24 protein-coding genes and 1 tRNA gene are annotated in these 25,881 nt (G+C 70.1%); 12 read left to right on the forward strand and 13 right to left on the reverse strand.

From position 1 onward, the window contains the following. Positions 1-3: 3 nt before the first annotated feature. The 3 genes from JN22_RS23335 to JN22_RS23345 all read right to left on the reverse strand — a co-directional run bounded on the left by JN22_RS23335 (position 4) and on the right by JN22_RS23345 (position 2,939). On the reverse strand, positions 4-681 hold the full coding sequence (locus JN22_RS23335) for a winged helix-turn-helix domain-containing protein (protein WP_085557314.1): 678 nt from the start codon (positions 679-681) through the stop codon (positions 4-6). Between the two features lie 74 nt (positions 682-755). Continuing rightward, positions 756-2,351: a DegQ family serine endoprotease gene (locus tag JN22_RS23340; RefSeq protein WP_085556172.1), complete on the reverse strand. Its 1,596-nt coding sequence runs from the start codon at positions 2,349-2,351 to the stop codon at positions 756-758. 168 nt (positions 2,352-2,519) lie between these two features. After that, positions 2,520-2,939: a secondary thiamine-phosphate synthase enzyme YjbQ gene (locus JN22_RS23345; RefSeq protein WP_085556173.1), complete on the reverse strand. Its 420-nt coding sequence runs from the start codon at positions 2,937-2,939 to the stop codon at positions 2,520-2,522. Between the two features lie 82 nt (positions 2,940-3,021). Here JN22_RS23345 and JN22_RS23350 point away from each other — a divergent pair, with 82 nt between their 5' ends. Both JN22_RS23350 and JN22_RS23355 read left to right on the forward strand, forming a co-directional pair. Further along, the gene (locus JN22_RS23350; protein ID WP_085556174.1) at positions 3,022-3,489 is read left to right on the forward strand and encodes a CoxG family protein; all 468 of its coding nucleotides are present in this window, start codon (positions 3,022-3,024) and stop codon (positions 3,487-3,489) included. Positions 3,490-3,565: 76 nt separating this feature from the next. Next, positions 3,566-4,171, forward strand: a complete 606-nt coding sequence (locus JN22_RS23355; protein ID WP_085556175.1) for a nitrogen fixation protein NifQ — start codon at positions 3,566-3,568, stop codon at positions 4,169-4,171. Between the two features lie 28 nt (positions 4,172-4,199). Here JN22_RS23355 and JN22_RS23360 read toward each other — a convergent pair whose 3' ends face one another. The 5 genes from JN22_RS23360 to glmU all read right to left on the reverse strand — a co-directional run bounded on the left by JN22_RS23360 (position 4,200) and on the right by glmU (position 11,350). Next, the gene (locus tag JN22_RS23360) at positions 4,200-4,556 is read right to left on the reverse strand and encodes a hypothetical protein (RefSeq protein ID WP_085557315.1); all 357 of its coding nucleotides are present in this window, start codon (positions 4,554-4,556) and stop codon (positions 4,200-4,202) included. A 5-nt stretch (positions 4,557-4,561) separates the two neighbouring features. After that, on the reverse strand, positions 4,562-4,966 hold the full coding sequence (locus tag JN22_RS23365; RefSeq protein WP_085556176.1) for a response regulator: 405 nt from the start codon (positions 4,964-4,966) through the stop codon (positions 4,562-4,564). A gap of 197 nt (positions 4,967-5,163) precedes the next feature. Beyond that, on the reverse strand, positions 5,164-7,650 hold the full coding sequence (locus tag JN22_RS23370; RefSeq protein ID WP_085556177.1) for a methyl-accepting chemotaxis protein: 2,487 nt from the start codon (positions 7,648-7,650) through the stop codon (positions 5,164-5,166). A gap of 430 nt (positions 7,651-8,080) precedes the next feature. Next, on the reverse strand, positions 8,081-9,904 hold the full coding sequence (glmS, locus tag JN22_RS23375; RefSeq protein ID WP_085556178.1) for a glutamine--fructose-6-phosphate transaminase (isomerizing): 1,824 nt from the start codon (positions 9,902-9,904) through the stop codon (positions 8,081-8,083). A gap of 93 nt (positions 9,905-9,997) precedes the next feature. Further along, positions 9,998-11,350 carry a bifunctional UDP-N-acetylglucosamine diphosphorylase/glucosamine-1-phosphate N-acetyltransferase GlmU gene (gene glmU / locus JN22_RS23380; protein ID WP_085556179.1) on the reverse strand — a complete coding sequence of 451 codons (1,353 nt, stop codon included), beginning with the start codon at positions 11,348-11,350 and terminating at the stop codon, positions 9,998-10,000. 307 nt (positions 11,351-11,657) lie between these two features. On the opposite strand from glmU, the gene gph reads away from it, so the two are divergent. Together gph and JN22_RS23390 are read left to right on the forward strand one after the other, a co-directional pair. After that, positions 11,658-12,353 (forward strand): phosphoglycolate phosphatase, encoded by a 696-nt coding sequence (gene gph / locus JN22_RS23385; RefSeq protein WP_085557316.1) that lies wholly within the window; start codon positions 11,658-11,660, stop codon positions 12,351-12,353. A gap of 344 nt (positions 12,354-12,697) precedes the next feature. Continuing rightward, positions 12,698-12,967: a hypothetical protein gene (locus JN22_RS23390; protein ID WP_085556180.1), complete on the forward strand. Its 270-nt coding sequence runs from the start codon at positions 12,698-12,700 to the stop codon at positions 12,965-12,967. On the opposite strand, the gene JN22_RS23395 is transcribed toward JN22_RS23390, so the two are convergent. Then, complete coding sequence (locus JN22_RS23395) at positions 12,879-13,799, reverse strand: DUF3108 domain-containing protein (RefSeq protein WP_223677856.1); 921 nt, start codon at positions 13,797-13,799, stop codon at positions 12,879-12,881. The genes JN22_RS23390 and JN22_RS23395 overlap by 89 nt on opposite strands. A gap of 179 nt (positions 13,800-13,978) precedes the next feature. Here JN22_RS23395 and JN22_RS23400 point away from each other — a divergent pair. The 4 genes from JN22_RS23400 (at position 13,979) to JN22_RS23415 (ending at position 16,143) form a co-directional block, all read left to right on the forward strand. Further along, positions 13,979-14,053, forward strand: a tRNA-Val gene (locus JN22_RS23400). Between the two features lie 264 nt (positions 14,054-14,317). Next, positions 14,318-14,482, forward strand: coding sequence for a sugar tyrosine-protein kinase (locus tag JN22_RS23405; RefSeq protein ID WP_085556182.1), 165 nt, complete (start codon positions 14,318-14,320; stop codon positions 14,480-14,482). Positions 14,483-14,667: 185 nt separating this feature from the next. Next, entirely contained in the window at positions 14,668-15,570 is a 903-nt protein-coding gene (gene panC / locus JN22_RS23410) for a pantoate--beta-alanine ligase (protein WP_085556183.1), read from the forward strand. Between the two features lie 111 nt (positions 15,571-15,681). Further along, entirely contained in the window at positions 15,682-16,143 is a 462-nt protein-coding gene (locus JN22_RS23415; protein ID WP_223677857.1) for a flagellar basal body-associated FliL family protein, read from the forward strand. A gap of 149 nt (positions 16,144-16,292) precedes the next feature. On the opposite strand, the gene JN22_RS23420 is transcribed toward JN22_RS23415, so the two are convergent. Next, complete coding sequence (locus JN22_RS23420) at positions 16,293-17,684, reverse strand: class II 3-deoxy-7-phosphoheptulonate synthase (protein WP_085556184.1); 1,392 nt, start codon at positions 17,682-17,684, stop codon at positions 16,293-16,295. A 293-nt stretch (positions 17,685-17,977) separates the two neighbouring features. Here JN22_RS23420 and JN22_RS23425 point away from each other — a divergent pair, with 293 nt between their 5' ends. From JN22_RS23425 to JN22_RS23435, 3 genes are all read left to right on the forward strand, one after another. After that, positions 17,978-18,781, forward strand: coding sequence for a hypothetical protein (locus JN22_RS23425; RefSeq protein ID WP_085556185.1), 804 nt, complete (start codon positions 17,978-17,980; stop codon positions 18,779-18,781). Positions 18,782-18,892: 111 nt separating this feature from the next. Beyond that, complete coding sequence (locus JN22_RS23430; RefSeq protein ID WP_085556186.1) at positions 18,893-19,861, forward strand: tetratricopeptide repeat protein; 969 nt, start codon at positions 18,893-18,895, stop codon at positions 19,859-19,861. A gap of 91 nt (positions 19,862-19,952) precedes the next feature. Beyond that, positions 19,953-21,296 (forward strand): AmpG family muropeptide MFS transporter, encoded by a 1,344-nt coding sequence (locus tag JN22_RS23435; protein WP_085556187.1) that lies wholly within the window; start codon positions 19,953-19,955, stop codon positions 21,294-21,296. 22 nt (positions 21,297-21,318) lie between these two features. On the opposite strand, the gene JN22_RS23440 is transcribed toward JN22_RS23435, so the two are convergent. The 3 genes from JN22_RS23440 to JN22_RS23450 form a co-directional block, all read right to left on the reverse strand. Next, positions 21,319-22,227 (reverse strand): manganese catalase family protein, encoded by a 909-nt coding sequence (locus JN22_RS23440; RefSeq protein WP_085556188.1) that lies wholly within the window; start codon positions 22,225-22,227, stop codon positions 21,319-21,321. A gap of 176 nt (positions 22,228-22,403) precedes the next feature. Then, positions 22,404-23,771 (reverse strand): glutathione-disulfide reductase, encoded by a 1,368-nt coding sequence (gene gor / locus JN22_RS23445; protein WP_085556189.1) that lies wholly within the window; start codon positions 23,769-23,771, stop codon positions 22,404-22,406. A 143-nt stretch (positions 23,772-23,914) separates the two neighbouring features. Then, the gene (locus tag JN22_RS23450; protein ID WP_085557318.1) at positions 23,915-24,409 is read right to left on the reverse strand and encodes a flagellar basal body-associated FliL family protein; all 495 of its coding nucleotides are present in this window, start codon (positions 24,407-24,409) and stop codon (positions 23,915-23,917) included. 311 nt (positions 24,410-24,720) lie between these two features. Here JN22_RS23450 and JN22_RS23455 point away from each other — a divergent pair, with 311 nt between their 5' ends. Next, positions 24,721-25,869 carry a nicotinate phosphoribosyltransferase gene (locus JN22_RS23455; RefSeq protein ID WP_085556190.1) on the forward strand — a complete coding sequence of 383 codons (1,149 nt, stop codon included), beginning with the start codon at positions 24,721-24,723 and terminating at the stop codon, positions 25,867-25,869. Positions 25,870-25,881: the final 12 nt, after the last annotated feature.

A 25,881-nucleotide genomic window follows, 5' to 3' on the forward strand; every position in this document is an offset into this window, starting at 1 on the left:
CCCTCACTCGGGCGCCCGCAGGCTGTAGCCGGCGCCGCGCACGGTGTGGATCAGCGGCGTCGGAAAATCCTTGTCGATCTTCTGGCGCAGCCGCGCGATGTGGACGTCGATGACGTTGGTCTGCGGGTCGAAATGATAGTCCCAGACATTCTCCAGCATCATGGTGCGGGTCACCACGCTGCCGGCGTTGCGCATCAGGTATTCCAGCAGGGCGAACTCGCGGGGCAGCAGTTCGATCGGCTTGCCCGCCCGCTTCACCCCGCGCGTCAGCAGGTCCAGCTCCAGGTCGGCGACGGCCAGCTTGGTCTGCGGCTGCGCGGCGCCCCGGCGGCGGACCAGCACCTCGATGCGGGCCAGAAGCTCGGAGAAGGCGAAGGGCTTGGTCAGGTAGTCGTCGCCACCGGCCTTCAGCCCCTTCACCCGGTCGTCGACGCTGCCGAGCGCCGAGAGGAACAGCACCGGCGTGTCGTTGCCGGCGGCGCGCAGCACCTGGACCAGCGACAGCCCGTCGCGCCCCGGCAGCATGCGGTCGACCACCATGACGTCGTAATGCTCCCCACCGGCGAGGTAGAGGCCTTCCTTCCCGTCGTTGGCGACGTCCACGACGTGGCCGGCCTCCTTCAGCCCCTTGGCGAGGTAGCTGGCGGCCTGGCGGTCGTCTTCGATGACAAGAACTTTCATGTCCATGAGTGTAGCCTCCCGGAACGGCCCGGCCAAGCGCGGGGGCTCATGCCTGGCCGGGCCCGCCCGTCCGTTCAGGCGTGACCCAGCTTCAGGGCGACGAAGGTCTCGTTGCCCTGGCGGCTGATCAGCACCAGAACGGCTTTCTGCCCCGCCTTTTCGGCCTCCGCCACCTTGCGGGAGACGTCGGCGGGGGTCTTCACCGTCTCGTCGCCGACGCGCAGGATGACGTCGCCGGGACGGATCGGGGTTTCCGCCTTGGGCGACAGGCCGGTGACGACCACGCCCTTGACCGACTCGTCGACCCCCAGCCGCTTGCGCGCGGCCTGGTCGAGCGGCGCCAGCTTCAGCCCCTTGACCGCCTCGCCCGACGCGGCCCCGTCCTTGCCGGTGTCGGCGGCGGCGACCTGGGTGGTGTCGGCGAGGCGGTCGATGTGGACCGCCACCGTCTTCTCGCGGCCCTGGTGCAGGATCTTCAGGTCGATGCTGTCGCCGGCCTTGGTCTCGGCGACGCGGCGGGTCAGGTCGCGCAGCGTCTCGACCGGCTGGCCGCCGTAGGAGAGCACGACGTCGCCCTGGCGCAGGCCGGCGCGGGCGGCCGGGCTGTCGGGCGTCACCTCGGCGACCAGCGCGCCCTTGGCGGCCGGCAGGCCGACGCTGTCGGCGATCTCCGGCGTCACCTCCTGGATCTTCACGCCGAGCCAGCCGCGCTCGACCTTGCCGTTCTCCTTGAGCTGGGCCACCACGTCCTTGGCGAGGTTGGACGGGATGGCGAAGCCGATGCCGACCGAGCCGCCGTTGGGCGAATAGATGGCGGTGTTGATGCCGATCACCCGGCCGGACAGGTCGAAGGTCGGACCGCCGGAGTTGCCGCGGTTGATGGCGGCGTCGAGCTGGAAGTAATCGTCGTAGGGGCCGCTGTGGATGTCGCGCCCGCGCGCCGAGACGATGCCCTTGGTGACGGTGCCGCCGAGGCCGAACGGGTTGCCGACCGCCATCACCCAGTCGCCGACGCGGGTCTTGGCGCTGTCGGCCCAGTCGACCGCCGGCAGCGGCTTCTCCGATTTGACCTTCAGCAGCGCGATGTCGGTCTTGGCGTCGCGGCCGACCAGGGTCGCCGGCAGGGCGGTGCCGTCCTGCAAGGTGACGGTGATCTCGCTGGCGCCGTCGATGACGTGGTTGTTGGTCACCACGAAGCCGGCCGGGTCGATGATGAAGCCGGAGCCGAGCGCCCCGCTCTTGCCGCGCGGACCGCCGCGCGGCGCGCCGTCCTCGTCGTCGTCCGGCGCGTTCTGGCCCCCCTGCTGGCCCCCCTGCTGGCCCCCTTGCAGGCCCTGATCCTGGAAGCGGCGGAAGAACTCCTCGAAGGGCGAGCCGGGCGGGAAGGCCGGCAGGCCGGGCATGCGCTGGACGCGCTCGGGCTTGGCCTCCTGGGTCGCGGCGATGTTGACGACGGCCGGGCTGACCCTGGCGGCGAGGTCGGCGAAGGTCGAGGGCGTGTCCTGCACCATGGTGACGGCCGGCGGGGCGGCGGACGCTTGCGCGTTGGACGCGGCGAGCCCCGTCAGAGCCGGTCCCGTCAGCACCGTCGTGCCGAGCAGCACGGCGGCGATCGTCCGGCGCAGACGGCGCCCGCGGGACGGGCGGACGGTGGAGAGAGCGGTGGTCATGCGAAGGCACTCCATAGCGGACGTTCCGGAAAGGACGGGCCGGGAGGCGTTGTGTGGATGCCTCCCGGCGACGCTGCCCACTCTAGGGAACGGCCGCTCACCGGCGCCTTGCGGATGGATGAAAAGTTTGTAGGGATAGGGGCACCGGCGGGAGGGGCGGGGGCGCCGTCATTCCCCCAGCAGGTGCAGGGCCAGCGCGCGGCGGTGCGGCCGGGCGCGGTGCTCGAACAGATAGATGCCCTGCCAGGTGCCGAGCGCCGGCTCCCCCTCCATCACCGGGATCGACAGGCTGACGCCGGTCAGGGCCGAGCGGATGTGCGCCGGCATGTCGTCCGGCCCCTCGGCGCCATGGTCGTAGAGCGCGGGATCCTCGGCGACCAGCCGGCGGAAGAAGCGGACCAGATCGGCTTGCACGTCGGGATCGGCGTTCTCCTGGATGGTCAGGGAGGCCGAGGTGTGCCGGCAGAAGACCGTCAGCAGGCCGGTCTCCATGCCCTGTTCCGCGACCCAGCGGCGGACCGGCGCGGTCACCTCGACCAGCCCGGTTCCTTGCGTCGCCACGCTCAGCGTCGTCGCGGCCTGTCTCATCGGCGTCTCCCTCCGGGCTTCGTGGTTGCTTGGCGGCGCCGGTCCGGCATACCAGATGTGGAGCGGAGAGGGAGGACAATCCATGGAGCTGACCGGCACCCACAGCGTTCCCGGACCGCGCGACCGCGTGTTCGCCGCCCTGTGCGACCCGGAGATCCTGCTGCGCTGCATCCCGGTGCTTGAGGAGATCGACCGGGTTTCGCCCACCGACTATGTGGCGCGGGTGCGGGCCACGGTCGGCCCGCTCAAGGCGCGCTTCTCCGGCCGGCTGACGCTGGAGCCGGACGACGCCCCCCGCCGATACCGGCTGCACGCCCAGGGCAACGGCGGGCTGGCCGGCGCCGTCAAGGGCGTCGCCCTGGTCACGCTGGACGAGGCGGACGGGCGCACCGAGCTGACCTACCGCCTGTCGGTGGCGCTCGGCGGCGCGGTCGGGCGGCTGGCGGCGCCGCTGGTGCAGGGCAAGGCCGACCGGGTGCTCGCCGCCTTCTTCGAGCGCTTCGCCGCCGAGATCGCCGAAACCTGCGGCGACATGCCGCAGTCCGGGTGAGGGTCGCGTCCCTTCGCAGACGCAGCATCGTGAGTCACCATACGGCCACACCGATCCCCTCCCGTCGGAGCGCGCCATGACCGAGCCTCCCACGCCCTCCCGTCCGGTGCTGCTCGACCGGGTCGGCGCGGCCATCGACCGGATCATTTTCGACCGCATCCTGGATTGCGCCGCGTCCGATCCGCAGCGCGCCCTGCCGCAGGCCCTGGCCCTGGCGAAAGCCGATCTCGGTGCCCTGACCGCCCGCCACGCCCCCGCCCACGCCCCCGCCGTGTCCGCCCTGACCGGGGAGGGCACCGGCGAGGAGGCCATCGAGGAGCCGGACCTGCGCGATTTCCTGGTCGAGCACGGCGCCCGGCGGACCGAGGAAGAGCGCTGGCTGGCCGCCATCCTGGCGCGGCGCTCGCTGGAGCCCAACCATCTCTGGCAGGACATGGGCTTTCACGACCGCCGCGAGCTGAACGTCATGTTCCGCCGGCATTTCCCGGCGCTGGTGGCGTTGAACGCCAACGACATGAAATGGAAGAAGTTCTTCTACCGCCAGCTTTGCGAGCGCGAGGGGATGATGCTGTGCAAGTCCCCCAACTGCGAGGTGTGCGACGACGTGGCGACCTGCTTCGAGGCGGAGGACGGCGACCCGTTGAGCCGGCTGTCCCGGATGGCGCGCAGCGAGGCGGCGTAGGCGGGGCGCGCGTGAAGGCGGGGCCGCGTCAACGTGGCTGAGCTCCGAGATCCTCGAAGACGAGCCCCTTGTCGCCCGTCTCGCTCTTGCCGAAGCGGCCCTTGCCGTTGACCGTCAGCGGCGGCTGGCCGGGCTGCGGCACGAAGGTCGCGGCGTAGTAGCAGTCGTACTGGCCGGGCTTGCCGCCGGACTTGCTCTTCGCGGCGACGCAGCCCTGCTTGCGGAAGACGTCGAAGGCGCGGAAACCGCCCTGTCCCTGACGCTCAAGAGCGCGGCGGGTGTGCGCCTCGACCAGACGGCGCATGTCGGCCTCCGACGGCTCGCCGGAGCAGCCGGCGAGAAACGGCAGCAGCGCCGCCAACGCCAGGACGTGCCTGTTCGTCACCGGCGTCACCGGCCGCCGAGCAGGCGGTCGACCCGCTCCTTCAGCGCGGCGAAGGAGGGCGGCTTGACGACGAAGCCGTTCACGCCCAGCGCCATCGCCTGCTTCACGATTTCCGACTCGGTGTGGTTGGTCAGGAAGACCACCGGCGCCCGCGGGTTGGCCGCCTCGGCGCTGGTGCGCAGCCGCTCCAGGAATTGCAGGCCGGACACCGGCTTCATGTCGATGTCGCAGACGATCAGGTCGGGGTTGGTGCGGATGCATTCCTGCATGCCGCTCTCGCCGTTGTCGGCCTCGGCGACGCCCTGGAACCCGATCTGCGCCATGATCTGGACGATGGTGCGGCGGACGAAGGGCTGGTCCTCGATCACGAGGATGCGGTACCGCGCGTAATCGACCGGCTGCTTGTCCATCCCCGTTCCCCGCCCGGCCGAAGCCTTGCCATCCCGCCCACGCCGGCCGCAAGATTCCCGCGACCGTTCCCCGCGACCACAGATACCGTCTGGCGGTGCCAGCGGCAACCGCAACCGGGTTACAGCCGGCGGGAATGTGGTTTGCCGGCTGTAAGCCGCGCGTCAGCGAGGCAACGGAGCGGTCTCGGGAAGCGGTCTCAGGCGGCGACGTCCAGCGGCCGCAGCCCCTTGGTGACGGACTGGATGGCGTGCGCGAAGTCCGCCGACAGCCCGCCATCCTGGTCGAAGGCGAGATGGAGGCGGTTGTGCTCCATCGCCTTGATGACGACCGCAGCCTCGGCGCCGAGACGGTCGAGCCGCAGCACGCCGGGCGAACTCGCCGGCAGGCCGCCCTTCAGCGCCGGCACCGGGTCGATCAGCGCGCCGCCGAGTGACAGGTTGCGCACGGTCACCGAGTAACGGCCACCGCCGACCAGCAGGGTCCCGGCCTCATCGACCTGGAAGCGCGGCTTGCGGCGGCGGTCGGCGTCGCTGGTCGAGGTGCGGACGACCCGCACCAGCACCTGCCGCAGATTCTCGATGGCGCGGGCGACGTCGCCGGAGCCCTGCTTGACGTGGACGGCCTGCTCGCCGGTGTGGTCGGCCTCCTCGGACACGGCGGCGATGCGGCGCGACACCTCCAGCGCGGCGGTCGAGGTTTCGACGACGTTGCGGCTGATCTCCTGGGTGGCGGCGGTCTGCTCCTCCATCGCGGCGGCGATGGAGCCGGAGATGTGGTCGATCTCGGCGATGGTGCGCCCGATCTCCTCGACCGCCGCGACGGCCTGGCCCGTCACCTCCTGGATGGCGGCGATCTGGCGGGTGATCTCCTCGGTCGAGGCTGCGGTCTGGTTGGCGAGGTTCTTCACCTCGCTGGCCACCACGGCGAAGCCCTTGCCGGCCTCGCCGGCGCGCGCCGCCTCGATGGTGGCGTTGAGCGCCAGCAGGTTGGTCTGGCCGGCGATGTTCTGGATCAGGTTGACCACTTCGCCGACCTTGGCGACGGTTTCCGACAGCGAGCGGATGGTGACCTGGGTGTGGGCGCCGCTCTCCACCGCGCGGCGGGTGACGGCGCTGGAATGGGCGACCTGCGACGAGATCTCGCGGATCGAGGCCGCCAGCTCCTCGCTCGCCGCCGCCACGGTCTGGGCGTTGGCCAGCGCGATCTCCGCCGCCGAGGACACGGTCTGGGCGTTGGCGCTGACGCGCTCGGCCGCCCCCGCCATGCCTTCGGCGTCGCTTGCCATGCCGCCGGTCCGGGTGGCGACCTCCTCGACGGCGCGGCCGGCCTCGCGCTCCACGGTGGAGGCCATGGCTTCCAGCGCGCGGCGGCGGTCCTCGTCGGCCTGGCGGGCGCGCTCGACGCGCTCCTGCACCGCGTAGCCGAGCCGGGCCTTGAGGCCACGGAGCTGCGCCGTCAGCGCATGGAATTCGGTGGCCACCGGCAGCGCGATGATGTGGCTCTGATCGTTGCGGGCGATGGCGTCGAAATCGAGGGTGAAGCGGTCGAGCGGCTTGCGCACCGTCCGCAGAAGCAGGACTCCGAAGGCCGCCGCCATCAGCAGCACGGCGAGTCCGGCGGCCAGCGCAAAGCCGAGATGCCAGCGGAAGTCGGCCGCCGCGCCCTCATACTCCGTGCGGGCGACCGTGACCTGGAGCGTCAGGAGTTCCCGGTTGGTGGCGTGGGCGGCGTCGAACAGCGGCGTCGCCTTGTCGCGGATCAGCGTTTCCAGCCGCAGCGAATCGCCGGCCTTCGCCAGTTCCAGGGCCGGGGCGAGGGCGTCGCGCTGGAAGGCCGTGCGCTGGGCGGCGAAGCGGTCGGCGAGCGTCTTCTCCTCCGGTGTCATGGCGGAGGCGAGATACTGCGTCCACTGGCTGTCCATGGTCGCGCTGTTGGCGGCGATGCGGGCTTCGCGCGCCTCCATCGCCTTGCGGTCGGTGCCGTCGCGGGCGTCGATCACCAGCCGCTGGAGGGTCTGCACCTGATCGCGCATGTGGTCGAGGATGTCGCCGACCTGCACCGCCGGAATCGTCCGGTTCTCGTAGACCGTCTTCAGCGAGGCGTTGGAATCGGCCATGCCCTTCAAGGTCACGCCGCCGACCGCCGCCATCGCCACGATCATCACGGCGAAGACGCCGGTCAGCCGCCCGGCGACGCTGACCGACCAGCGCCCCAGCCGGGCCGGCATGCCCTTGCGCACCGCCTGTCCGTCGCGGACGCTGAGATGCGGGGCGCGGCCCTCGCGGATGTCGGCGTAGAGCCGCTCCGCCGCGGCGATCTGGTCGCGGCACGGCTTGGTGCGGATGGAGATGTAGCCGGTGACCTTGCCGTCCTCGATCACCGGCGTGACGTTGGCGCGCACCCAGTAGAAGTCGCCCGTCTTGGTGCGGTTCTTCACCAGCCCTTCCCAGGGCCGCCCGTCCTTCACCGTCGCCCACAGATCGGCGAAGGCCGCCTTCGGCATGTGGGGGTGGCGGATCAGGTTGTGGGGGGAACCGATCAGCTCCGACTCCGCGAAGCCGCTGATGTCGACGAAGGCCTTGTTCACGAAGGTGATGCGGCCGCCGGTGTCGGTGCGCGACACCAGCAGGACCCCGTCCTCCATCTCGATTTCACGGTTGGTGATCGGTTCGTTGAGGCGCATGGCGAGTCTCGCAGATCGATGGAGGGCGAACGGCGCATGCCGGACGGAAGCGGGCTTTCGTCAGGATTGGCGCCTTGCCTAGGACAGACGAGATCGTCATGCACTGATGCAAATCAAATTTTAGCAAAAATCGTTCAGACTCAATCCGAAGGACTGGTTGCCCGGATTCCCTCCGAGGGATTGAACAGAAACCGGCCGGCAGCGGGCGCCGATGAGGCGCCTGCCGTCGGTGATGCCGATTTCCTTGGCGGCTCCTGCTCCGGACAATGACGGCCAGGCCGAACCCGAGCCGGAATCCGCACGCGACCAGGCTGGTTCTTGAACCATTGAAGTTCTCAAGCGCTCCGGCGCGCCAAGAACGCCGGATGCCCGCCACAATGCTCGGGCGCGGACGCCCGAGCGCTCGGCGCGACAGGATCGGCCGACGCGGTTACTCGACGGTGACGGATTTCGCCAGGTTGCGCGGCTGGTCGACGTCGGTGCCCTTCAGCACCGCCGTGTGGTAGGCGAGGAGCTGAACCGGGATGGCGTAGAGCAGCGGGGCGATCAGCGGGTCGCAGCTCGGCAGCTCCACCGACCAGCGGACCTTGTCGCCCAGCTTGTCGATGCCCTTCTTGTCGGCGAGCAGCAGCACCTTGCCGGACCGCGCGCAGACCTCCTGCACGTTCGACACCACCTTCTCGAACAGCGCGTCGGACGGCACCAGCACGATCACCGGCACGTTGTCGTCGATCAGCGCGATGGGCCCGTGCTTCAGCTCGCCGGCGGCGTAGCCTTCGGCGTGGATGTAGCTGATCTCCTTCAGCTTCAGCGCGCCCTCCAGGGCCAGCGGGTACATGGCGCCGCGGCCGAGATACAGCACGTCGCGCGCCTCCGCCACCTCCTGGGCCAGCTCCTTCAGGCGCTCGTCGTGGGCCAGCACGTCGGCGGCGCGGGCCGGAACCTCGCGCAGCGCGTGGGCGATCTGCTGCATGCGCTCCGGCCCGATGGCGCCGCGGGCACGGGCGACCGTCACCGCCAGGCAGGCCAGCGTGGTGAGCTGCGTGGTGAAGGCCTTGGTCGAGGCGACGCCGATCTCCGGCCCGGCCATCGTGTAGAGCACGGCGTCGGATTCCCGCGCGATGGTGCTTTCCGGCGCGTTGACGATGGACAGGATCTTCTGGCCCTGGCGCTTGCAGTAGCGCAGCGCCTCCAGCGTGTCCAGGGTCTCGCCCGACTGCGAGATGAAGATGGCGACGCCACCCTCCGGCAGCGGGGCCTCGCGGTAGCGGAACTCCGAGGCGATGTCGACCTCGACCGGGATGCGGGCCAGCGTCTCGAACCAGTATTTGGCGACGAAGCCGGCGTAATAGGCGGTGCCGCAGGCGACGATGGTCACCTTGGTCGCCTTCGCCACGTCGAAGGGGAACTCCGGCAGCGCGATGAAGTTGGTCTCGGGGTTGATGTAGGCGTTCAGCGTGTCGCCGATGACCTGCGGCTGCTCGTAGATCTCCTTGAGCATGTAGTGGCGGTAGCCGTCCTTGCCGATCAGGGCGCCGGACACGGCGGTCGTCCGCACCGCGCGCTCGACCACCGCGTCGCTGGCGTCGTGGACGACGGCGGCCGAGCGGCTGACCTCGACCCAGTCGCCGTCCTCCAGATAGCAGATGCGGTTGGTCAGCGGCGCCAGCGCGAAGGCGTCCGACGCCAGATACATCTCGCCGTCGCCGTAGCCGAGCGCCAGCGGCGTGCCGTGGCGGGCGCCGATCATCAGCTCATGCTCGCCGGAGAAGATCAGGACCAGCGCGAAGGCGCCGGTGAAGCGCTTGAAGGACGCGGCCGACGCCTCGACCGGCGTCATCCCCTGTTCCATGTAGTGGGTGACGAGATGGACGATCACCTCGGTGTCGGTCGCGCTTTCGAAGGCGTGGCCGTGGCCGATCAGCTCGTCCTTCAGCTCCTGGTAGTTCTCGATAATGCCGTTGTGGACGACGGCAACGCGCGGCGTGGCGTGCGGGTGGGCGTTGGCCTCGGTCGGGCCGCCGTGGGTCGCCCAGCGGGTGTGGCCGATGCCGACGGTGCCCGACAGCGGGGTGTCGCGCAGCTTCATGTCCAGGTTCAGCAGCTTGCCCTCGGCGCGGCGGCGCTCGATGCCGCCATTCACCAGGGTGGCCACGCCGGCGCTGTCATAGCCGCGGTATTCGAGCCGGCGCAGGCCCTCCACCAGCCGGGGGGCCGCGTCATGGATGCCGATGATGCCGATGATGCCGCACATGGGCCGATACTCCTGAAAAGATCCCGCCGACCGATAGAGAAGGGCGGAGGAAGACGCAAGGCCGGAAAAGGAGAGCCGGGAATATGGGCTATCTTAAGCCTTTTTCGCCTTCTCGCTCCGCTTCCGCTCGCGGAAGCGGGCGGCCCAGCCGGCGTACGCCTTCTGGGGACCGCGCGCGACGACCAGCGCGTCGGCCTCGACGTCGGTGGTCACCACGCTGCCGGCCCCGACGATGGCGCCGTCGCCGATGCGAACCGGGGCGACCAGCGCGCTGTTGGAGCCGATGAAGGCCCCGGCCCCGATGTCCGTGTGGTGCTTGCCGAAGCCGTCGTAGTTGCAGGTGATGGTGCCGGCCCCGACGTTGGCCTTGGCGCCGACCCGCGCGTCGCCGATGTAGGTCAGGTGGTTGACCTTGGCGCCGGCCTCGATCACCGCGTTCTTGATCTCGACGAAGTTGCCGATGTGGGCATCGGGGCCGATCTCCGCGCCCGGACGCAGGCGGGCGTAGGGGCCGATGCTGGCGCCGGACTCGACGCGGGTCTGCTCCAGGTGGCAGAAGGGCTTGATCTCGACGTTGTCGCCGACGGTGACGCCGGGGCCGAACACCACATGGGCGCCGACGATCACGTCGCGGCCGAGCCGGGTGTCGACGCTGAAGATCGTGCTGTCGGGATCGCTGAGCGTGGCGCCGTTGTCCATCGCCGCCTTGCGCAGGCGGCGCTGCATCAGCCGCTCGACCTCCGACAGCTCGGCGCGGGAATTGACGCCGACCACCTCGGCCGGGGCGGCCTCGACCACGGCGCAGGCCATGCCGGCGCGCCGGGCGATCTGCACGACGTCGGTCAGGTAGAACTCGTTCTTGGCGTTGTCGTTGCCGACGCGGCCGATCAGGTCGAACATGCGGGCGCCGTCGAAGGCCATCAGCCCGGCGTTGCACAGGCCGACCGCGCGCTCCTCCGCGCTGGCGTCGAGATATTCGACGATCTTCTCCAGGCCGCCGCGCGCGTTCAGGATCAGCCGGCCGTAGGCGCCGGGGTCGTCGGGCCGCATGCCGAGCACGACCACCGCCGGGTCGGCGGCCTGTCGCCGCGCCGCCACCATGGCGCGCAGCGTGTCGGGCGTGACCAGCGGCGTGTCGCCGTACAGCACCACCACGTCGCCGGTGAAGCCCTCCAGCAGGCCGAAGGCGGCGCGGACGGCGTCGGCGGTGCCGCGCTGCTCGTGCTGGACGGTGGTGGGGTAGGGGGCGACGGCGGCGGCCACGCTCTCCATGCCGGGGCCGACGACGACGACGACATGGTCGGGGTCGAGCGCCTTCACGGCGGCCAGCACATGGCCGACCATCGGCCGGCCGGCGACGCGGTGCAGGACCTTCGGCAGATCGGACTTCATGCGGGTGCCCTTGCCGGCGGCGAGGATCACGCAGGCGAGTGGACGATGGGCCATGGGGGTCTTCCTGGTCGTGCCTGTGGCGGGTCGGCGGGATATGGCGTGGTGACGATGGGAACCGGAGGGCCGCCGCACGTGACGGTGGCGCCTGCCAACGCTGATGTGCCACAGGCGGAGGGGGAAGCCCAAGTCAACTTTTGTGTCACGGTGTCATAGATGCCACGGCCTAAAACCGCCGGCCGGGGCGGGGTGCCGAAAGGTGGGGAGGGGCTGGCATGATGGGGTGGGCGTGGTGGGGGGGGCGGTCCCATGCTATCGAGGCTGCCGTCTCCCTTCGCCTTCGATCCAGGATATGGGGCTTCCGATGACCTTTCCCTTCGCCGCGCTCGTGTTCGACCTCGACGGCACGCTGATCGACAGCGCGCCCGACATGACCCGCGTGCTGAACCGCACGCTCTCGCGCTTCGGCCGCCCGTCCCTGACCGAGGCGCAGGTGCGGACGATGGTCGGCGACGGTTCGGCCATGCTGGTGCGGCAGGCCTTCGCCGCGACCGGGGAGCCGCTGGCGGACGAGGCGGCGGTGCAGCCGGTCCTGCGCGACTACCTCGACCGCTATTTCGACGACGAGGAGCCCTCGGCCCTCTACCCCGGTGTGGTCGGGACGCTGGCGGGGCTGGCGGAGCGCGGGGTCCGGCTCGGCCTCTGCACCAACAAGCCGGAGCGCATCAGCCGCAAGCTGCTCGACCGGCTGGGGCTGGCGCCCTTCTTCGCGGCGGTGGCCGGCGGCGACACGCTGCCGGTGAAGAAGCCGGACGGCCGCCACCTGACCTGGGTGCTGGAGCGGCTGGGCGAGCCGGCGTCGGGCGCCCGCGCCGCGATGATCGGCGACAACGGCAACGACGTGAAGGCGGCGCGCGCCGCCGGGGTGCCGGTGGTGGCGATGAGCTACGGCTATCCCCGCATGCCGGTGGCGGAACTGGGCGCCGATCTGGTGCTGGATCATTTCTCCGAGCTTCCCGAAGCGCTGGAGCGGCTGGCGCGGACCTGCCCGGTGGCATAGCGGACCACCTGTCTTTCGGATGGGACGGACTATCCCCCGATATCCCTTTGACGAGCTCCCTTATCCGTCCGGACGGAGGACGGCGCGCCGCATTGCCCCTACTATGCGTGGGTCGATGCGGCGCTTCACCGTCGCGACGCCCGGCTGAGGGGGAACGCGATGATGCAGAGCGGCGAGACGGCGGTGGAACTGTCGGTGGTCACCGTTCTCGCCCTGCTTCTGGCGCGGGCCGCATCCGACGGTATGACCCACCAACGAAAAGCCTGTCGGGTGCGGACCCGGCGGCGGCGCCCGCCGTCGCCCGGCGATCCGCGCGACGGCGGCCAGCCGGAAGGAAACACGCCATGGCCGTTCGCATCGCTCGAATCATTCACATGGGAAAAGTGGGCGGCTACGCCGCGCGGATTGATGGCGCGCTGCTGGAGGTGGATGGCCGCATGCTGTGGCCGTCGTCGGCTGCCCTGATCATGGACGCGCGCCGGATCGGCGTGGAGGTGTCCACCCACGTCATCGACACCAGTTCGATCATCGGGGACGAGGCGCGGCCGGATTTCCAGCCGATGGGGACCCCGCGGGCGGAGTCCCAGTGGACGGAGTTCCGTCGGGCGGCGTGACGCCGGTCAGGTGGATGACGACGGCGCCGAGGTCGCTGTCGGTTTCCAGCCGCACCGGCAGCGGCGGCTGGCCGGGGACGACCGGCGCCAGCCACAGGTCGGCCGGCGGGCGTTCGGCGGCAGCGCCATTGCGCTGCCAGAAGCCGTTGCCGGGCGCGGTGCGGGCGTAGCCGGCGACCGGCCGGTAGGACACCCGGCACTGCCGCGCCGTTCCGGAGAAGATCGAATAGCGCGACGCCCCCACCAGCCGCGGCCCGACGTCCTGGAACTGCATGTCGTAGCGCCGCCGGCCATCGAAGACGGGCAGGCTGCGGGTGCAGGCCTCCCCCCGCGCCGACGCCGCCAGCACGGTCAGGAAGGCGCTGAGCGGGTCGTAGGTGGCCTGCCGCTCGGCATCCGGCACCGGCTCGCGCCCGTCCTCCTGCGGTGTCGGCAGGACGGTGGCCGCGACGTTTCCCTGGCCGTCATACTCCAGCGTCACGCTGCGCGGCTTTTCGCGGAACACGCTGCTCTGGCTGTGATGGGCGGGGACGAGCCGGCCGCCGCGCACCGCACCGTCGCTGCGCGAGACGGTCTGCCAGGGGAACAGCCGGTTCAGGAATCCCTCGGTCTGCGCCTTCACCTCCATCCGGTAGCTCTGGTCGCCCATCTCCAGCGTTGCGACGATGTCCAGTACGGCGAGGCCGCCGATGTGGAGCCGGTAGGTGGCGGCCAGCGGCTCGGCGGCGCGGGCCGGAGCGGAGGCGCCGAGCAGCCCGGCGGAGGGCAGGGCGAGCAGCGCGACGGCGAGGGCCGCGGCGCGGGGCCGTCGGACGGGGAGCGGACTGGTCACGGCGGGGTGTGCTCCGTCGGTTGGCGGCGGTCGGACGATTTCTTTCATATTGGGATGAAACTCATGCTTGACACCCATCCGCCGAGGGCTTAGAAACCCGCCCACCGCAGCGGCGGGGCCGACGAAAGACGGCGACGACGCATCCACCGGGGGAGAGCCCGGACCGGTTTTCAAGGATCGGGCGCGTAGCTCAGCGGTAGAGCATTCGCTTCACACGCGAAGGGTCACAGGTTCAATCCCTGTCGCGCCCACCATCACGAAAGGCTCCGAGGTCCTCCTCGGAGCCTTTTGCTTTTCCGGCCCGGCCCGGCTCGGGCCGGTGTCTTTGCCGGCCGCGAAGAATATTTTCAGGAGAAACCACATCTTTGGCGAGCATTCCTGCGGCTGTTGCCCGCCGCCAGGAATCAACGGTTGCTAATGTGGTGCTTCCGTGTGGTTGATTGACGCAGATCAGCCCCAAACCGGGTTGCGATGGTCTAGGAAGGGGCATCCTTCTCCATCGATCCGGATGACATTCCATGGAAGACACCCGCATTTCCCTGATGGCCGTCGGCGCCCTGCTCGTCGCGCTGGCCATCATCATCGGCTCGGCCGTTCTGGCGCCGTCGTTCCTGGTGGTGCTCGCCACCCTGGGCGCCTGGGCGAACCTGACCTATCTGGTTGCCGTCACGCTGCTGCGCTGACCGCCAGCTCCCGCCCGGTGGAGAAGGGGGCGGCCTTCTCCGTCGCGCGCCCGCCCTGCGGCCCGCCTCCGGGATGACCGGAGTCACCGCGGGAAACACTCTGTCGTCTGGAAAGCATCTCTGGACAGGAACGGTCTGGCGGTTTATCCAGCGCGCGGTTTTCGACGCGCGCGAGGGACGACGCCATGACGACGCCGACGGTTGCTCCGACCGACCATTCCAGCGCCGGGCAGGACGACGCCCTGCCGGTTCTGCGCACGGTCGCCGATCTGCGGGCCCAGGTCGCCGCGTGGCGCGCCGAAGGCCGGACGGTGGCCCTGGTGCCGACCATGGGCGCCCTGCATGACGGGCATCTGGCGCTGGTCCGCCGCGCCCGCGAGCTGGCCGACCGCGTGGTCGCCAGCGTCTTCGTCAACCCGACCCAGTTCGCCCCCCACGAGGACTTCGACCGCTACCCGCGCGACGAGGCCGGCGATTCCGCCAAGCTGCTGTCGGCGGGCTGCGACGCGCTCTACGCCCCCACGGCGCGGGGGATGTACCCGGAGGGCTTCGCCACCGCCATCTCCGTCGGCGGCCCGTCCGAGGGGCTGTGCGGCACCTTCCGTCCGCAGATGTTCGGCGGCGTCGCCCTGGTGGTGACCAAGCTGTTCCTCCAGGCGCTGCCCGACGTGGCGGTGTTCGGCGAGAAGGATTACCAGCAGCTCATGGTCATCCGCCGCTTCACCCGCGACCTCGACATCCCGGTGCGGGTCGAGGGGCTGCCGACGGTGCGCGAGGCCGACGGGCTGGCGCTGTCCTCGCGCAACGCCTATCTCGGCGCCGACGAGCGGGCGCGGGCGCCGGAGCTGAACCGTGCCCTGACGGCCGCCGCCGCCGCGCTGGCGGGCGGGGCCGATCCCGACGCCACCCTGACGCGGGTGCGCGGCCGGATCGCCGAGGCCGGTTTCGGCGACATCGACTATGTCGAACTGCGCGATGCGGAAACCCTGGCTCCCGTCACCCGTGTCGAACGCCCGGCCCGCCTGCTGGCCGCCGCGTGGCTGGGCAAGGCCCGCCTGATCGACAATGTTCCGGTCCTGCCCGCCTGATTCGCTCCCGCCGGCTCGCCGAAGGTGCGTTTGACCAATTTGTCGGGCTTGTCTAAAATGTTGGCAGGTTGAACGGTTTCAGAGCCCGGCACCGGGGTCGGAAAGGCGGTCTTGCGACTGGTCCATCGAAACCGCAACGGCGAGACGGTGTCCCTGATGCCGTTCGTCCTCACCGGCCTCATCCTGGCGCTGGGCGGGCTCGGCGCGGCCGGCGCCGTCCTCGCCTCCAAGAATCGGTCGCCGGTGCCGGCGGCCTCCGAAAAGGCGAAACCGGCGAAGCACTATGCCGCCCTGCCGCAGATGACCTTCACGCTCGGTGGCGGCGACGCCCGGCTGATCGACGTGAAGGTGCTGCTGGAGATCGACCCGTCGGTCGATGGCAAGGTCGCCGACCCCTATGTGCCGCGCATCGCCGACCAGCTTTCGGACAGGCTGCGCCAGATCGATCCGCAGCAGCTGTCCGGGGCCGAGGGCGCCAGGCTGATGAAAAGCACCATCGGCAGCGTGCTCGACCGTGAACTGCGCGGGGTGCGCATCCGCGAGGTTCTGCTGGACCGGATGGTCGTGCGCTGAAAAAACCGGGCTGTGCCGATTTCGTCCCCCACGTCATGACCGGGCCTGTCCCGGTCATCCACGAGCGCGCTTGAGATTTGCGCGTGGATGCCCGGCTCAAGGCCGGGCATGACGGAAGGCCGAACGAAGGTGGCTGCCCGCGCGATCCCTTACTCCGCCGCGACCGAGGCGCGGCGCCGGGCGTCGCGCTCGCCGCGGCCGCGCTTCAACTCGCCGGCCAGCAGGAAGGCCAGCTCCAGCGATTGGCTGGCGTTGAGGCGCGGATCGCAGGCGGTGTGGTAGCGCTGCGCCAGCTTGTGGTCGGTGATCGCCTGGGCGCCGCCGGTGCATTCCGTGACGTCCTGGCCGGTCAGCTCGAAATGCACGCCGCCGGCGTGGGTGCCCTCGGCCTGGTGCACGTCGAAGAAGCCGCGCGCCTCGGCCAGCACTTTCTCGACCGGGCGGGTCTTGTAGCCGGTGGTCGATTTGATGGTGTTGCCGTGCATCGGGTCGCAGGACCACACCACCGTGCGGCCCTCGCGCTGGACGCGCCGCAGCAGGGGCGGGAACTTCTCCGCCACCTTCTCCGCGCCCATGCGGACGATCAGGGTCAGCCGGCCGGCCTCGTTGGCCGGGTTCAGGATGTCGATCAGGCGGATCAGCTCGTCCGGATCGGTGGTCGGGCCGCATTTCAGGCCGATCGGGTTCTTCACGCCGCGCAGGAACTCGACATGGGCGCCGTCGGGCTGGCGGGTGCGGTCGCCGATCCACAGCATGTGGGCCGACACGTCGTACCAGTCGCCGGTGGTGCTGTCGATGCGGGTCAGCGCCTGCTCGAAGGGCAGCAGCAGCGCCTCGTGGCTGGTGAAGAAGTCGGTCTCGCGGATCTGCGGGGTGGTCTCCGCCGTGATGCCGCAGGCGGCCATGAAGGCCAGCGTCTCGTCCAGCCGGTTGGCCAGCTCCTGGAAATGCTCGCCGGCCGGCGAGCGCTCGACGAAGCCGAGCGTCCACTGGTGGACCTTGTGCAGGTCGGCGTAGCCGCCCTGGGCGAAGGCGCGCAGCAGGTTCAGCGTCGCCGCCGCCTGGGTGTAGGCCTGCATCATGCGTTCCGGATCGGGAACGCGGGCGTCGGCGGTGAAGTCGAAGCCGTTGATGATGTCGCCCCGGTAGGAGGGCAGCTCGACCCCCTCCAGCGTCTCCATGTCGGCCGAACGCGGCTTGGCGAACTGGCCGGCCATGCGGCCGACCTTGACCACCGGGATGGCGGCGCCGAAGGTCAGCACGACCGCCATCTGCAACAGCACGCGGAAGGTGTCGCGGATGTTGTTCGGGTGGAACTCGGCGAAGCTCTCGGCGCAGTCGCCGCCCTGCAACAGGAAGGCGTTGCCGGCGGCGGCGTCGGCCAGCTTGGCCTTCAGCCGGCGGGCCTCGCCGGCGAAGACCAAGGGCGGGTAGGCGGCGAGGCGCTGTTCGACCGACTCGACCTTGGTCTGGTCGGGATAGACCGGCATCTGCTTGACCGGTTTCGACCTCCAACTGGCGGGTGTCCAACGCTCGACCATGACGCGCCTGCTCTTCCTTAGACGTACGGGATCCCCTCTATGCCCGATTCGCCGCAACTTTTCCACAGTTTCGGGGGGCGCTTCCGCAACGCTGCGCCGCCCGAGCCCGGCATGGAGCGCGCCGGCCGGGCCGGAAACGTTCTTTTCGCGCCGGCGGCCCGGCCTGCGGCGTAGGGATGCATTGACGGAGATAGGTTGCAAACGTACGAATCGGTCATCTTGCGGGGGTGTAGACCGTCAACGGTTCTGACCTTTTTAGAGTGTGAACGAAACCATTCAATTCTGGAGGACCGATGTTCGGTCGTATGTTCAAGGGCGCGATGGTGTGCGGCGCGGTGATGACTCTGGCGGGCTGCGTGTCCTCCGGCGGCGGCACGGGGGGAATGAGCGGTTCGGCGGCCGGGTCGACCAGCGTGAACGCGGCCTCCAACCTGCCGCGCTGCGACCAGCCGCTCGGCACGCTGGCCGTGGACGACGGCCGCTCGGCGGATTGGTGGGGCCCCTTCTCCCGCGCGACGCAGATCACCACCGTCGAGCCGATGATCCGCCTGATCGTCGCCCAGTCGAACTGCTTCGTCATCACCTCGGTCGGCAACAGCCGCCTTGATTCGCGCATGCAGGGCATCACCGACCAGCAGCGCAACGGCGAGTACCGGGCGGGCTCGAAGCAGCAGAAGGGGCAGCGCGTCGCCGCCGACTACTTCATGGAGCCGGCGATCCTGTTCGCCTCGGCCAACACCGGCGGCCTCGGCGCCGCGGTCGGCGGGGCCCTGCTGGGGCCGGTCGGCGGCGCCCTCGGCGGCATGATGAACCAGAAGAGCACGGCGGTGACGCTGTCGCTGTTCGACATCCGCTCGTCGGTGCAGATCGGCATCTCCACCGGCAACGCGACGGCCACCGATTTCGGCGCGGCGCTCGGCGCGCTGGGCGGCAGCGCCGGCGGCGTGCTCGGCGGCTACAAGAAGACGCCGGAAGGCGAGGCGACGGTGGTTGCCTTCGTCGACGCCTACAGCGAAATGGTCGCCGGGCTGAAGAACTACAAGGCGCAGACCGTCAAGGGCGGCCTCGGCACCGGCGGCACGCTGAAGGTCCAGTAACGGGCCCGGGCGGTTTCCGGCATGAACTCTCGCCGGAAGCCGCCCGCCCGTCCCCCTTCGCGACCGGCGCGCCCGTCCCGGCGCCCGCACCCCCATCGACCGGGAGCCTCCATGCGCACGCATCGCATCACCCGCGTACTGGCGTTGCTGGCTGTGCTCGCCAGCGCCGCCGGCTGCAACGCCACCCGGACCGGCGAGGTTTCGCCGACCATCCGGATATGCGACACCAGCGGTTGCTCCGAACGGGATCGGGCGACCGCCAGCTTCGTGCCGGGCGACTCCGGCAAAAGTCCCCTGCTTCAGGATCCCGACCGCTACGCCGGGGAGAGCGCACAGGAGTTGCGGGCGGCGGCGGAGACCGGATCGGCGGCCGCGGCCGAAAAGCTGGGCCAGATGCATCTCTACGGCCTGGGCGGCACGCCCAAGTCTGCGGCGCGGGCGGCCGGCTGGTTCCGGAGCGCCGCCGACGCCGGCCATCCCTGGGCCCAGTACCGGCTGGGCCAGATGCTCGCCGACGGCAAGGGGGTGACGGCGGACCGCCGGCGTTCCCTGGAGCTCATGGAGGCCGCCGCCGCCCAGGGGCACCCGCTGGCGGCCCATCATCTCGGCCTGCGCGCGCAGGGAGGGAAGGGCGTTCCCGCCGATGCGGCGACCGCCGCGCGCTGGTTCGCCGTGGCCGCCGAGGGCGGGGTCGCCGACGCGCAATACAACCTCGGCCTGCTGATGCACCGCGGACAGGGCGTCGAACGCGACCTGTACCAGGGCCTGCAATGGATGCGGCGGGCGGCGGAGAACGGGAACCTCCAGGCGCAGACGGCGGTGGGGCGGCTCTACCTGACCGGCCTCGACACCATGGGGCAGGACGTGGCGGAGGCCGAGACCTGGCTGGGCATCGCGGCCGGACGGGGCGACGCGGCCGCCAAGTCGCTGCTGGCGCAACTGCGCAAGCAACGCGAGAAGGACGAGGATTTCCGCCGCAAGCTGATGCTGCTCCAGGCCGAAACCGAACGGGCCTGGGCCAACGCGGTGCTGGCCAGCTGGCTGACCGCCCCCCGGATCGACTATGTCGTTGTCTGGTAGGGCGTCGGGCCGGGCGATTTGATCGCTGGCGGGGACCGGAGGCGCCTTTTATAAGGCAAGCGGTCGAGTCCCATGGAAGGCGTTTCCGGTGATGGCATCCTCCTGGCGCGACGCTGCGTCCGTCTATCTCGATCGCCGGGTGCTGGCGATCCTGTTTCTCGGCTTCTCCGAAGGGCTGCCGCTGGCGCTGACCGGCGCGACGCTGAATGTCTGGCTGCGCGAGGCGGACGTCAGCAAGACCAGCATCGGCCTGTTCGCGCTGGTCACCATGCCCTACGCGCTGAAGTTCCTGTGGGCGCCGCTGATCGACCGTCTGCGCCTGCCGGTGATGACCCGGCTGTTCGGCCGGCGGCGCGGCTGGGCGCTGACGGCGCAGGCGGCGCTGGCGGCGGCGCTGCTCGGTCTGGGGACCACCGATCCGGGGACCGACCTGTGGTGGACGGCGCTGTTCGCGGTGATCGTCGCCTTCTGCTCGGCCAGCCAGGACATCGTCGTCGACGCCTTCCGCGTCGAGGTGCTGGAGGAGAAGCAGCAGGCGGCCGGGGCGGCGGTGCTGGTGCTCGGCTACCGTTTCGGGATGATGGCGGCGGGGGCGGGAGCGCTCTACATCGCCGACTTCCACGGCTGGCGCGCCGCCTACGAGGCGATGGCGGCGCTGGTGCTGGTCGGCATGGTGACGATCCTGCTGAACCGCGAGCCGAAAATCGCGGAGTCCGCGGAATCCGTTGCGCGCGAGCGGCATGTCGCTGACTGGCTGGCGGCGCGCCCGCACCTGTCGGGCCGCATGGCGGAGCTGCTGTCCTGGCTCTACGGCGCGGTGGTGGCGCCCTTCGCGCAGTTCATGGGGCGGCAGGGCTGGATCGTCATCCTGGGATTCATCGCCAGCTACAAGCTGGGCGAGGTGCTGGCCGGCGTAATGTCGGCGCCCTTCTACGTCGATCTCGGCTTCACCAAGAGCGAGATCGCCACGGTGACCAAGCTGTTCGGCCTGTGGGCGACCATCGCCGGGGGCCTGCTCGGCGGGCTGCTGGTCGGACGGGTCGGCACCCTGCGCGGGCTGATGATCGGCGGCATTCTTCAGATGGTGTCGAATCTCGGCTACGTCGCGCTGGCCTGGGCCGGGCACGACGTCACCATGCTGGCGGTGACGGTGGCGGTGGACAATGTTTGCGGCGGCATCGCCACGGCGGCCTTCGTCGCCTACCTGTCGGGCCTGTGCAACGCCGCCTACACGGCGACGCAATACGCGCTGCTGTCGAGCTTCTACAAGCTGGGCGGCGACCTGTTCGGCGCCTCGTCGGGCTGGCTGGCCGACCGGATGGACTGGGTCAGCTTCTTCCTGCTGTCGATGGCCGGGGCGCTGCCGGCGCTCTACCTGCTGACCCGTCTGATGGGCCGGGAGCGGCGGGGTGGGGCCGCCGTCCCGGCCGAGTAGGGACGGCGGCCCGGAGCAGGGATTACGCCTTGCTCTTGGTCTTGGTCGTCGTCTTGCCGGCACCCGGTCCGGCGCCGAGGTCGGCGCCGGTGACCGGATCGGCTGCGGGGTTGGACATGGTGCGGGCGGCGACCGCGTTGACGGCGGCCATCTCCTTGGCGGCCAGCTTCACCGACGGGGTGCCGTCGCCGCCGTTGACCGGGGCGTCGGTCGGCTTGACGTCGACATACTCCCACTGCGCGCCCTGGTTCCAGGGGCCGCGCGTGTCACCCTCGCCCTGGCTCGTGTTGTAGTACTTGTCGGTGTATTCCGGCATGCCCGGCAGCTTGCCCGGCGGGAAGTTGTTCTCGATGGAATAGAGCGCCTTCTCGAAGCTTTTCTGGTGCGCGATCTCACGGGTCATCAGGAAGCCCAGGGCGTCCTTGACGCCGGGATCGGTGGTCAGGTTGATGAGCCGCTCATAGACGATCTTGGCGCGCGATTCGGCGGCGATGTTGGAGCGCAGGTCGCAGGTCGGGTCGCCGATGCTGTCGATGTAGCCGGCCGTCCACAGCTGCCCGGCCGAGTTCACCAGGGCCGGGCCGCCGCCGTAGAGCAGCGACAGGGTGTGGCTGCCCGACCCCTGCGTGATGGTGGCGTAGAGGTCGGCGGTCTCCTCCGACGCCTCGGCCAGCTTGCCCTTCACGCCCTTGGTCAGCATGGCGACGATCGAGCCGATGATCTCCAGATGGCTCAATTCCTCCGTCGCGATGTCGATCAGCATGTCCTTGCGGCCCGGATCCTCGTCGGCCAGCCCCTGCGTGAAGTAGCGCATGGCGGCGGCCAGTTCGCCCTGCGGTCCGCCGAACTGCTCCAGCATCAGGCTGGCCAGCTGCGGGTTGGGCTCCGACACGCGGACCGTGTACATCAAATTCTTGTTGTGCATGAACATACGGAAAATCCCCCCTCTCATGGGCATCGAGGATGCGGAGGATCCGGGACCGGACGGGCCGGCGGGCCAGTGGGCGGGCCGTTCCAGGATGCGCTTCCGGGGCCATCAACACGGCCCCTTTAGAAGCGTTCCAGAAAAGCGGCCCGCCCCGTTGCCTTATACCTTAAGGGGTATTGTCAGAGGCTTTTCGTCTCCGGCGCCTTCTCGCGCATCAGCACGAATTCCTCGGCGGTGGAGGGGTGCAGCGCGATGGTGCGGTCGAAGTCGCGCTTGGTGGCGCCGACGTTCAGCGCGATGCCCAGCGCCTGCATCATCTCCGGCGCGTCCATGCCCATCATGTGGCAGCCAAGCACGCGGTCGCTCTCGCCGTCGACCACCAGCTTCATCAGCACCCGCTCGTCGCGGCCGGACATGGTGTGCTTCATCGGGCGGAAGCCGGCCTTGTAGATGTCGATCTTCGGGAACCTGGCGCGGGCTTCCGCCTCGGTCAGGCCGACGGTGCCGAGCGGCGGGATGGAGAAGACGGCCGTCGGCACGTTGTCGTAGCTGATCCGCGTCGGGTTGTCGTTGTAGAGCGTTTCGGCCAGCGCGCGGCCCTCGGCGATGGCGATCGGGGTGAGCGCCATGCGGTCGGTGACGTCGCCGATGGCGTAGATGTTGTCCACCGACGTGCGCGACTGGTCGTCGACCGGGATGGCGCCCTTCCCGTCGAGCGCGATGCCGACCGATTCGAGGCCGAGGTCCTTGGTGTTGGGCCGGCGGCCGGTGGCGGCCATGACGAGGCCGGCGGAATGCTGGCGTCCCATATGGTCGGTCAGGGTGTAGCCGCCCGGCCCCTGCTCAAGCTTCACCGGCTTGCAGCGGGAAATGATGGTGATGCCGCGCTTGCGCATCTCCTGGGCCAGCGCGATGCGGATGTCGTCGTCGAAGCCGTTCAGCAGTTCGTCGCCGCGGATCATCAGCGTCACCTCGGCGCCCAGCCCGCGGAAGATGCCGGCGAACTCGACCGCGATGTAGCCGCCGCCGAGAATCAGCACGGAATGCGGCAGCGTGGGCAGATGCAGCGCCTCGTTCGAGGTCGCGGCGTGCTCGATCCCCTCGATGGGCGGCAGCGACGGCCAGCCGCCGGTGGCGATCAGGATGTTGCGGGCGGTGTGGCGCCGGCCGGCCACCTCGACCGTGTGCCGGTCGATGATCCGGCCGTTGCCCTCGATCAGGGTGACGCCGGAATTCTTCAGCATGCTGATGTAGATGCCGTTCAGCCGGTCGATCTCGGCGTCCTTGCGGGCGATCAGGGTTTCCCAGTCGAAGGCCGGCGCGTGCGCGTCCCAGCCGTAGCCGCGCGAATCCTCGAAGCCGTCGCGGAACTGGGCGGCGTAGACCAGCAGCTTCTTCGGCACGCAGCCGCGGATCACGCAGGTGCCGCCGACCCGGCTGCCCTCGCAGATCGCCACCTTGGCGCCGTAGGACGCCGCGCGCCGGCTGGCGGCGACGCCGCCGGACCCCGCCCCGATGGTGAAGAGGTCGAAATCGAACTCGGCCACTGCCGTCTCCTTCCGCTCCGCAAAGTCTGGCGCCCCGGCTTGGGCTCTCTGGCGGGGCGGGCGGAGTGTTCCGCATTCCGCCGGGCCTGTCGAGGGGGCGGGGAGGGATATGGGGTGCGGTGCCGTGGATGCGAAGCGGCGGATCAGCGCAGCAGCATGTCCTGGACGAGCACTTGACGCACCTTCAGCGGCCGCATCGCCTTGTCGGCGGCGAAGCGCAGGGCGTCCTTGATGTAGTGCGTGCCGTCCGGACCGCGCAGCTCGTCGGGCGCGACGTCGAGCATCCGCAGATTCATGGCGTCGGCGATGCGCGGCAGGTGGGGCTTGACGCTGTCGAGCGGGATGGAGGGATCCAGTTCCAGCACGGCGCGGACGCGCAGCTCGCGCAGGCGCCTGCCGTCGCTCAGGGTGAAGTTCATCGTCGGCAGGGTGGCGTAGGTGGCGACCGCCGCCTCCGCTCCGGCCGGGGGCCGTGCGGCGGAGCCGGTGCCCGTGTGGGCGGTGGCCGGCTTCAGCATCAGGGCGCCGCCGGCCCCGGCGGCGGCCAGCGTCACCAGCAGACCAAGCAGGACAACGACGATCTTGCTGCCGATCCGGTCGGGTTCCGACGCGGGGTCGGCTGTCGCACCGCTGGCCATGTCACTCGTCGCCGCCTTCGCCATGACGCCCACCACCCTCTTTCGGATGAGGGTAGAGGGCCGAAGGTGGGGCGTCAAATATCGGTATTTTACGCTGTTTCGATGCGCCGGGAGCCTGTCGGCGACCCACGCCGCCGGCGCAACCCTGCCATCCGCCCACGGTCGTTCCGGGTGGAAGCCTCTTCCACAGCGGAGCCCGGCCGTATAATGCTGGCTGTCCATTCAGTTCGGCATTCTCCGTACCTGATCGGGTGCGGGCGGCGCCGGCGTTCACGCGGTGACGGGCAGGGGCGGAAGGCGAGGGCATCGGTATGAGCGACAGCAGCAAGCGGCCAGCGGCCGTCCACCCCTCGACGGCGGCGATCGGCGACTGGACCGATACCTATTTCCGCCGCACCAAGGAGGCCGTCGGCAAGTTCGGCGACAAGCAGGTGACCTACGCCATCTTCATGCGCCGCCCGGTGGTCTGCGCCCCCCGGCTGGCGCTGGAATGGCTGGAGGCGGTGGCGCGCGAGCGCGGCTTCACGGTCGACATCCAGCTCAACTTCCCGGAGGGCAAGTGGGTCGGCGCCGGCGAGCCGATCCTCTACGTCACCGGCTCCTTCTATCATCTGGTCGACACCGAGACGATCCTGCTTCAGAAGCTGGGGCCGGCCTGCGTCGCCGCCTACAACGCCTTCACCATGTGCGCCGACCTGCCCAAGGTCGCCTTCCTCGCCATGGACGCCCGCCATTGCGCCGGCACCGAGATGGCCGAGACGATGGCCTACGCCGCCTCGGTCGGCTCCGACCGCGCCAAGCGCAAGGTCGGCGCCAAGGGCTTCGTCGGCAACGCCACCGACGCCACCGCGCATTTCTTCGGGCAGGCCAAGGGCATGGGCACCATGCCGCACGCGCTGATCGGCTACGCCGGCTCCACCGTGCGCGCGGCCGAGATGTTCCACGAGACCTTCCCCGACCTGCCGCTGACCGTGCTGGTCGATTATTTCGGCCGCGAGATCACCGACGGTCTGGAGGTCTGCCGCCGCTTCCCCGAACTGGCCGCGGCGGGCAAGCTGACCCTGCGGCTCGACACGCCGGGCGGCCGCTTCGTCGAGGGGCTGGATCCGCCGGGTTCCTACGCGGTGCTGGAGCGCCACGCGCCGCATTCGATCCGCGGCTACCGCGACGAGACGCAGCTCCGCTACCTGATCGGCACCGGCGTGTCGGCGGCGGCGATCCATTACGTCCGCGAGCGGCTGGACGAGGCCGGCTTCCCGGCGGTGAAGATCGTCGCCAGCAGCGGCTTCGGCCCGGCGAAATGCCGCCTGATGGCGGAAGCCAATGCCCCCGTGGACATCATCGGCACCGGCAGCTATCTGCCCGAACGCTGGACCGAGACCTACGCCACCGCCGACATCATCGAGTATGACGGCGAGAAGCGCGTGAAGGTCGGCCGCGAGTTCCTGTTCCGGCGGTGATCGAAAGCCCCT

The sequence above is a fragment of the Azospirillum agricola genome (genome assembly GCF_020005195.1).
Classification (GTDB): Bacteria; Pseudomonadota; Alphaproteobacteria; order Azospirillales; family Azospirillaceae; genus Azospirillum; species Azospirillum agricola.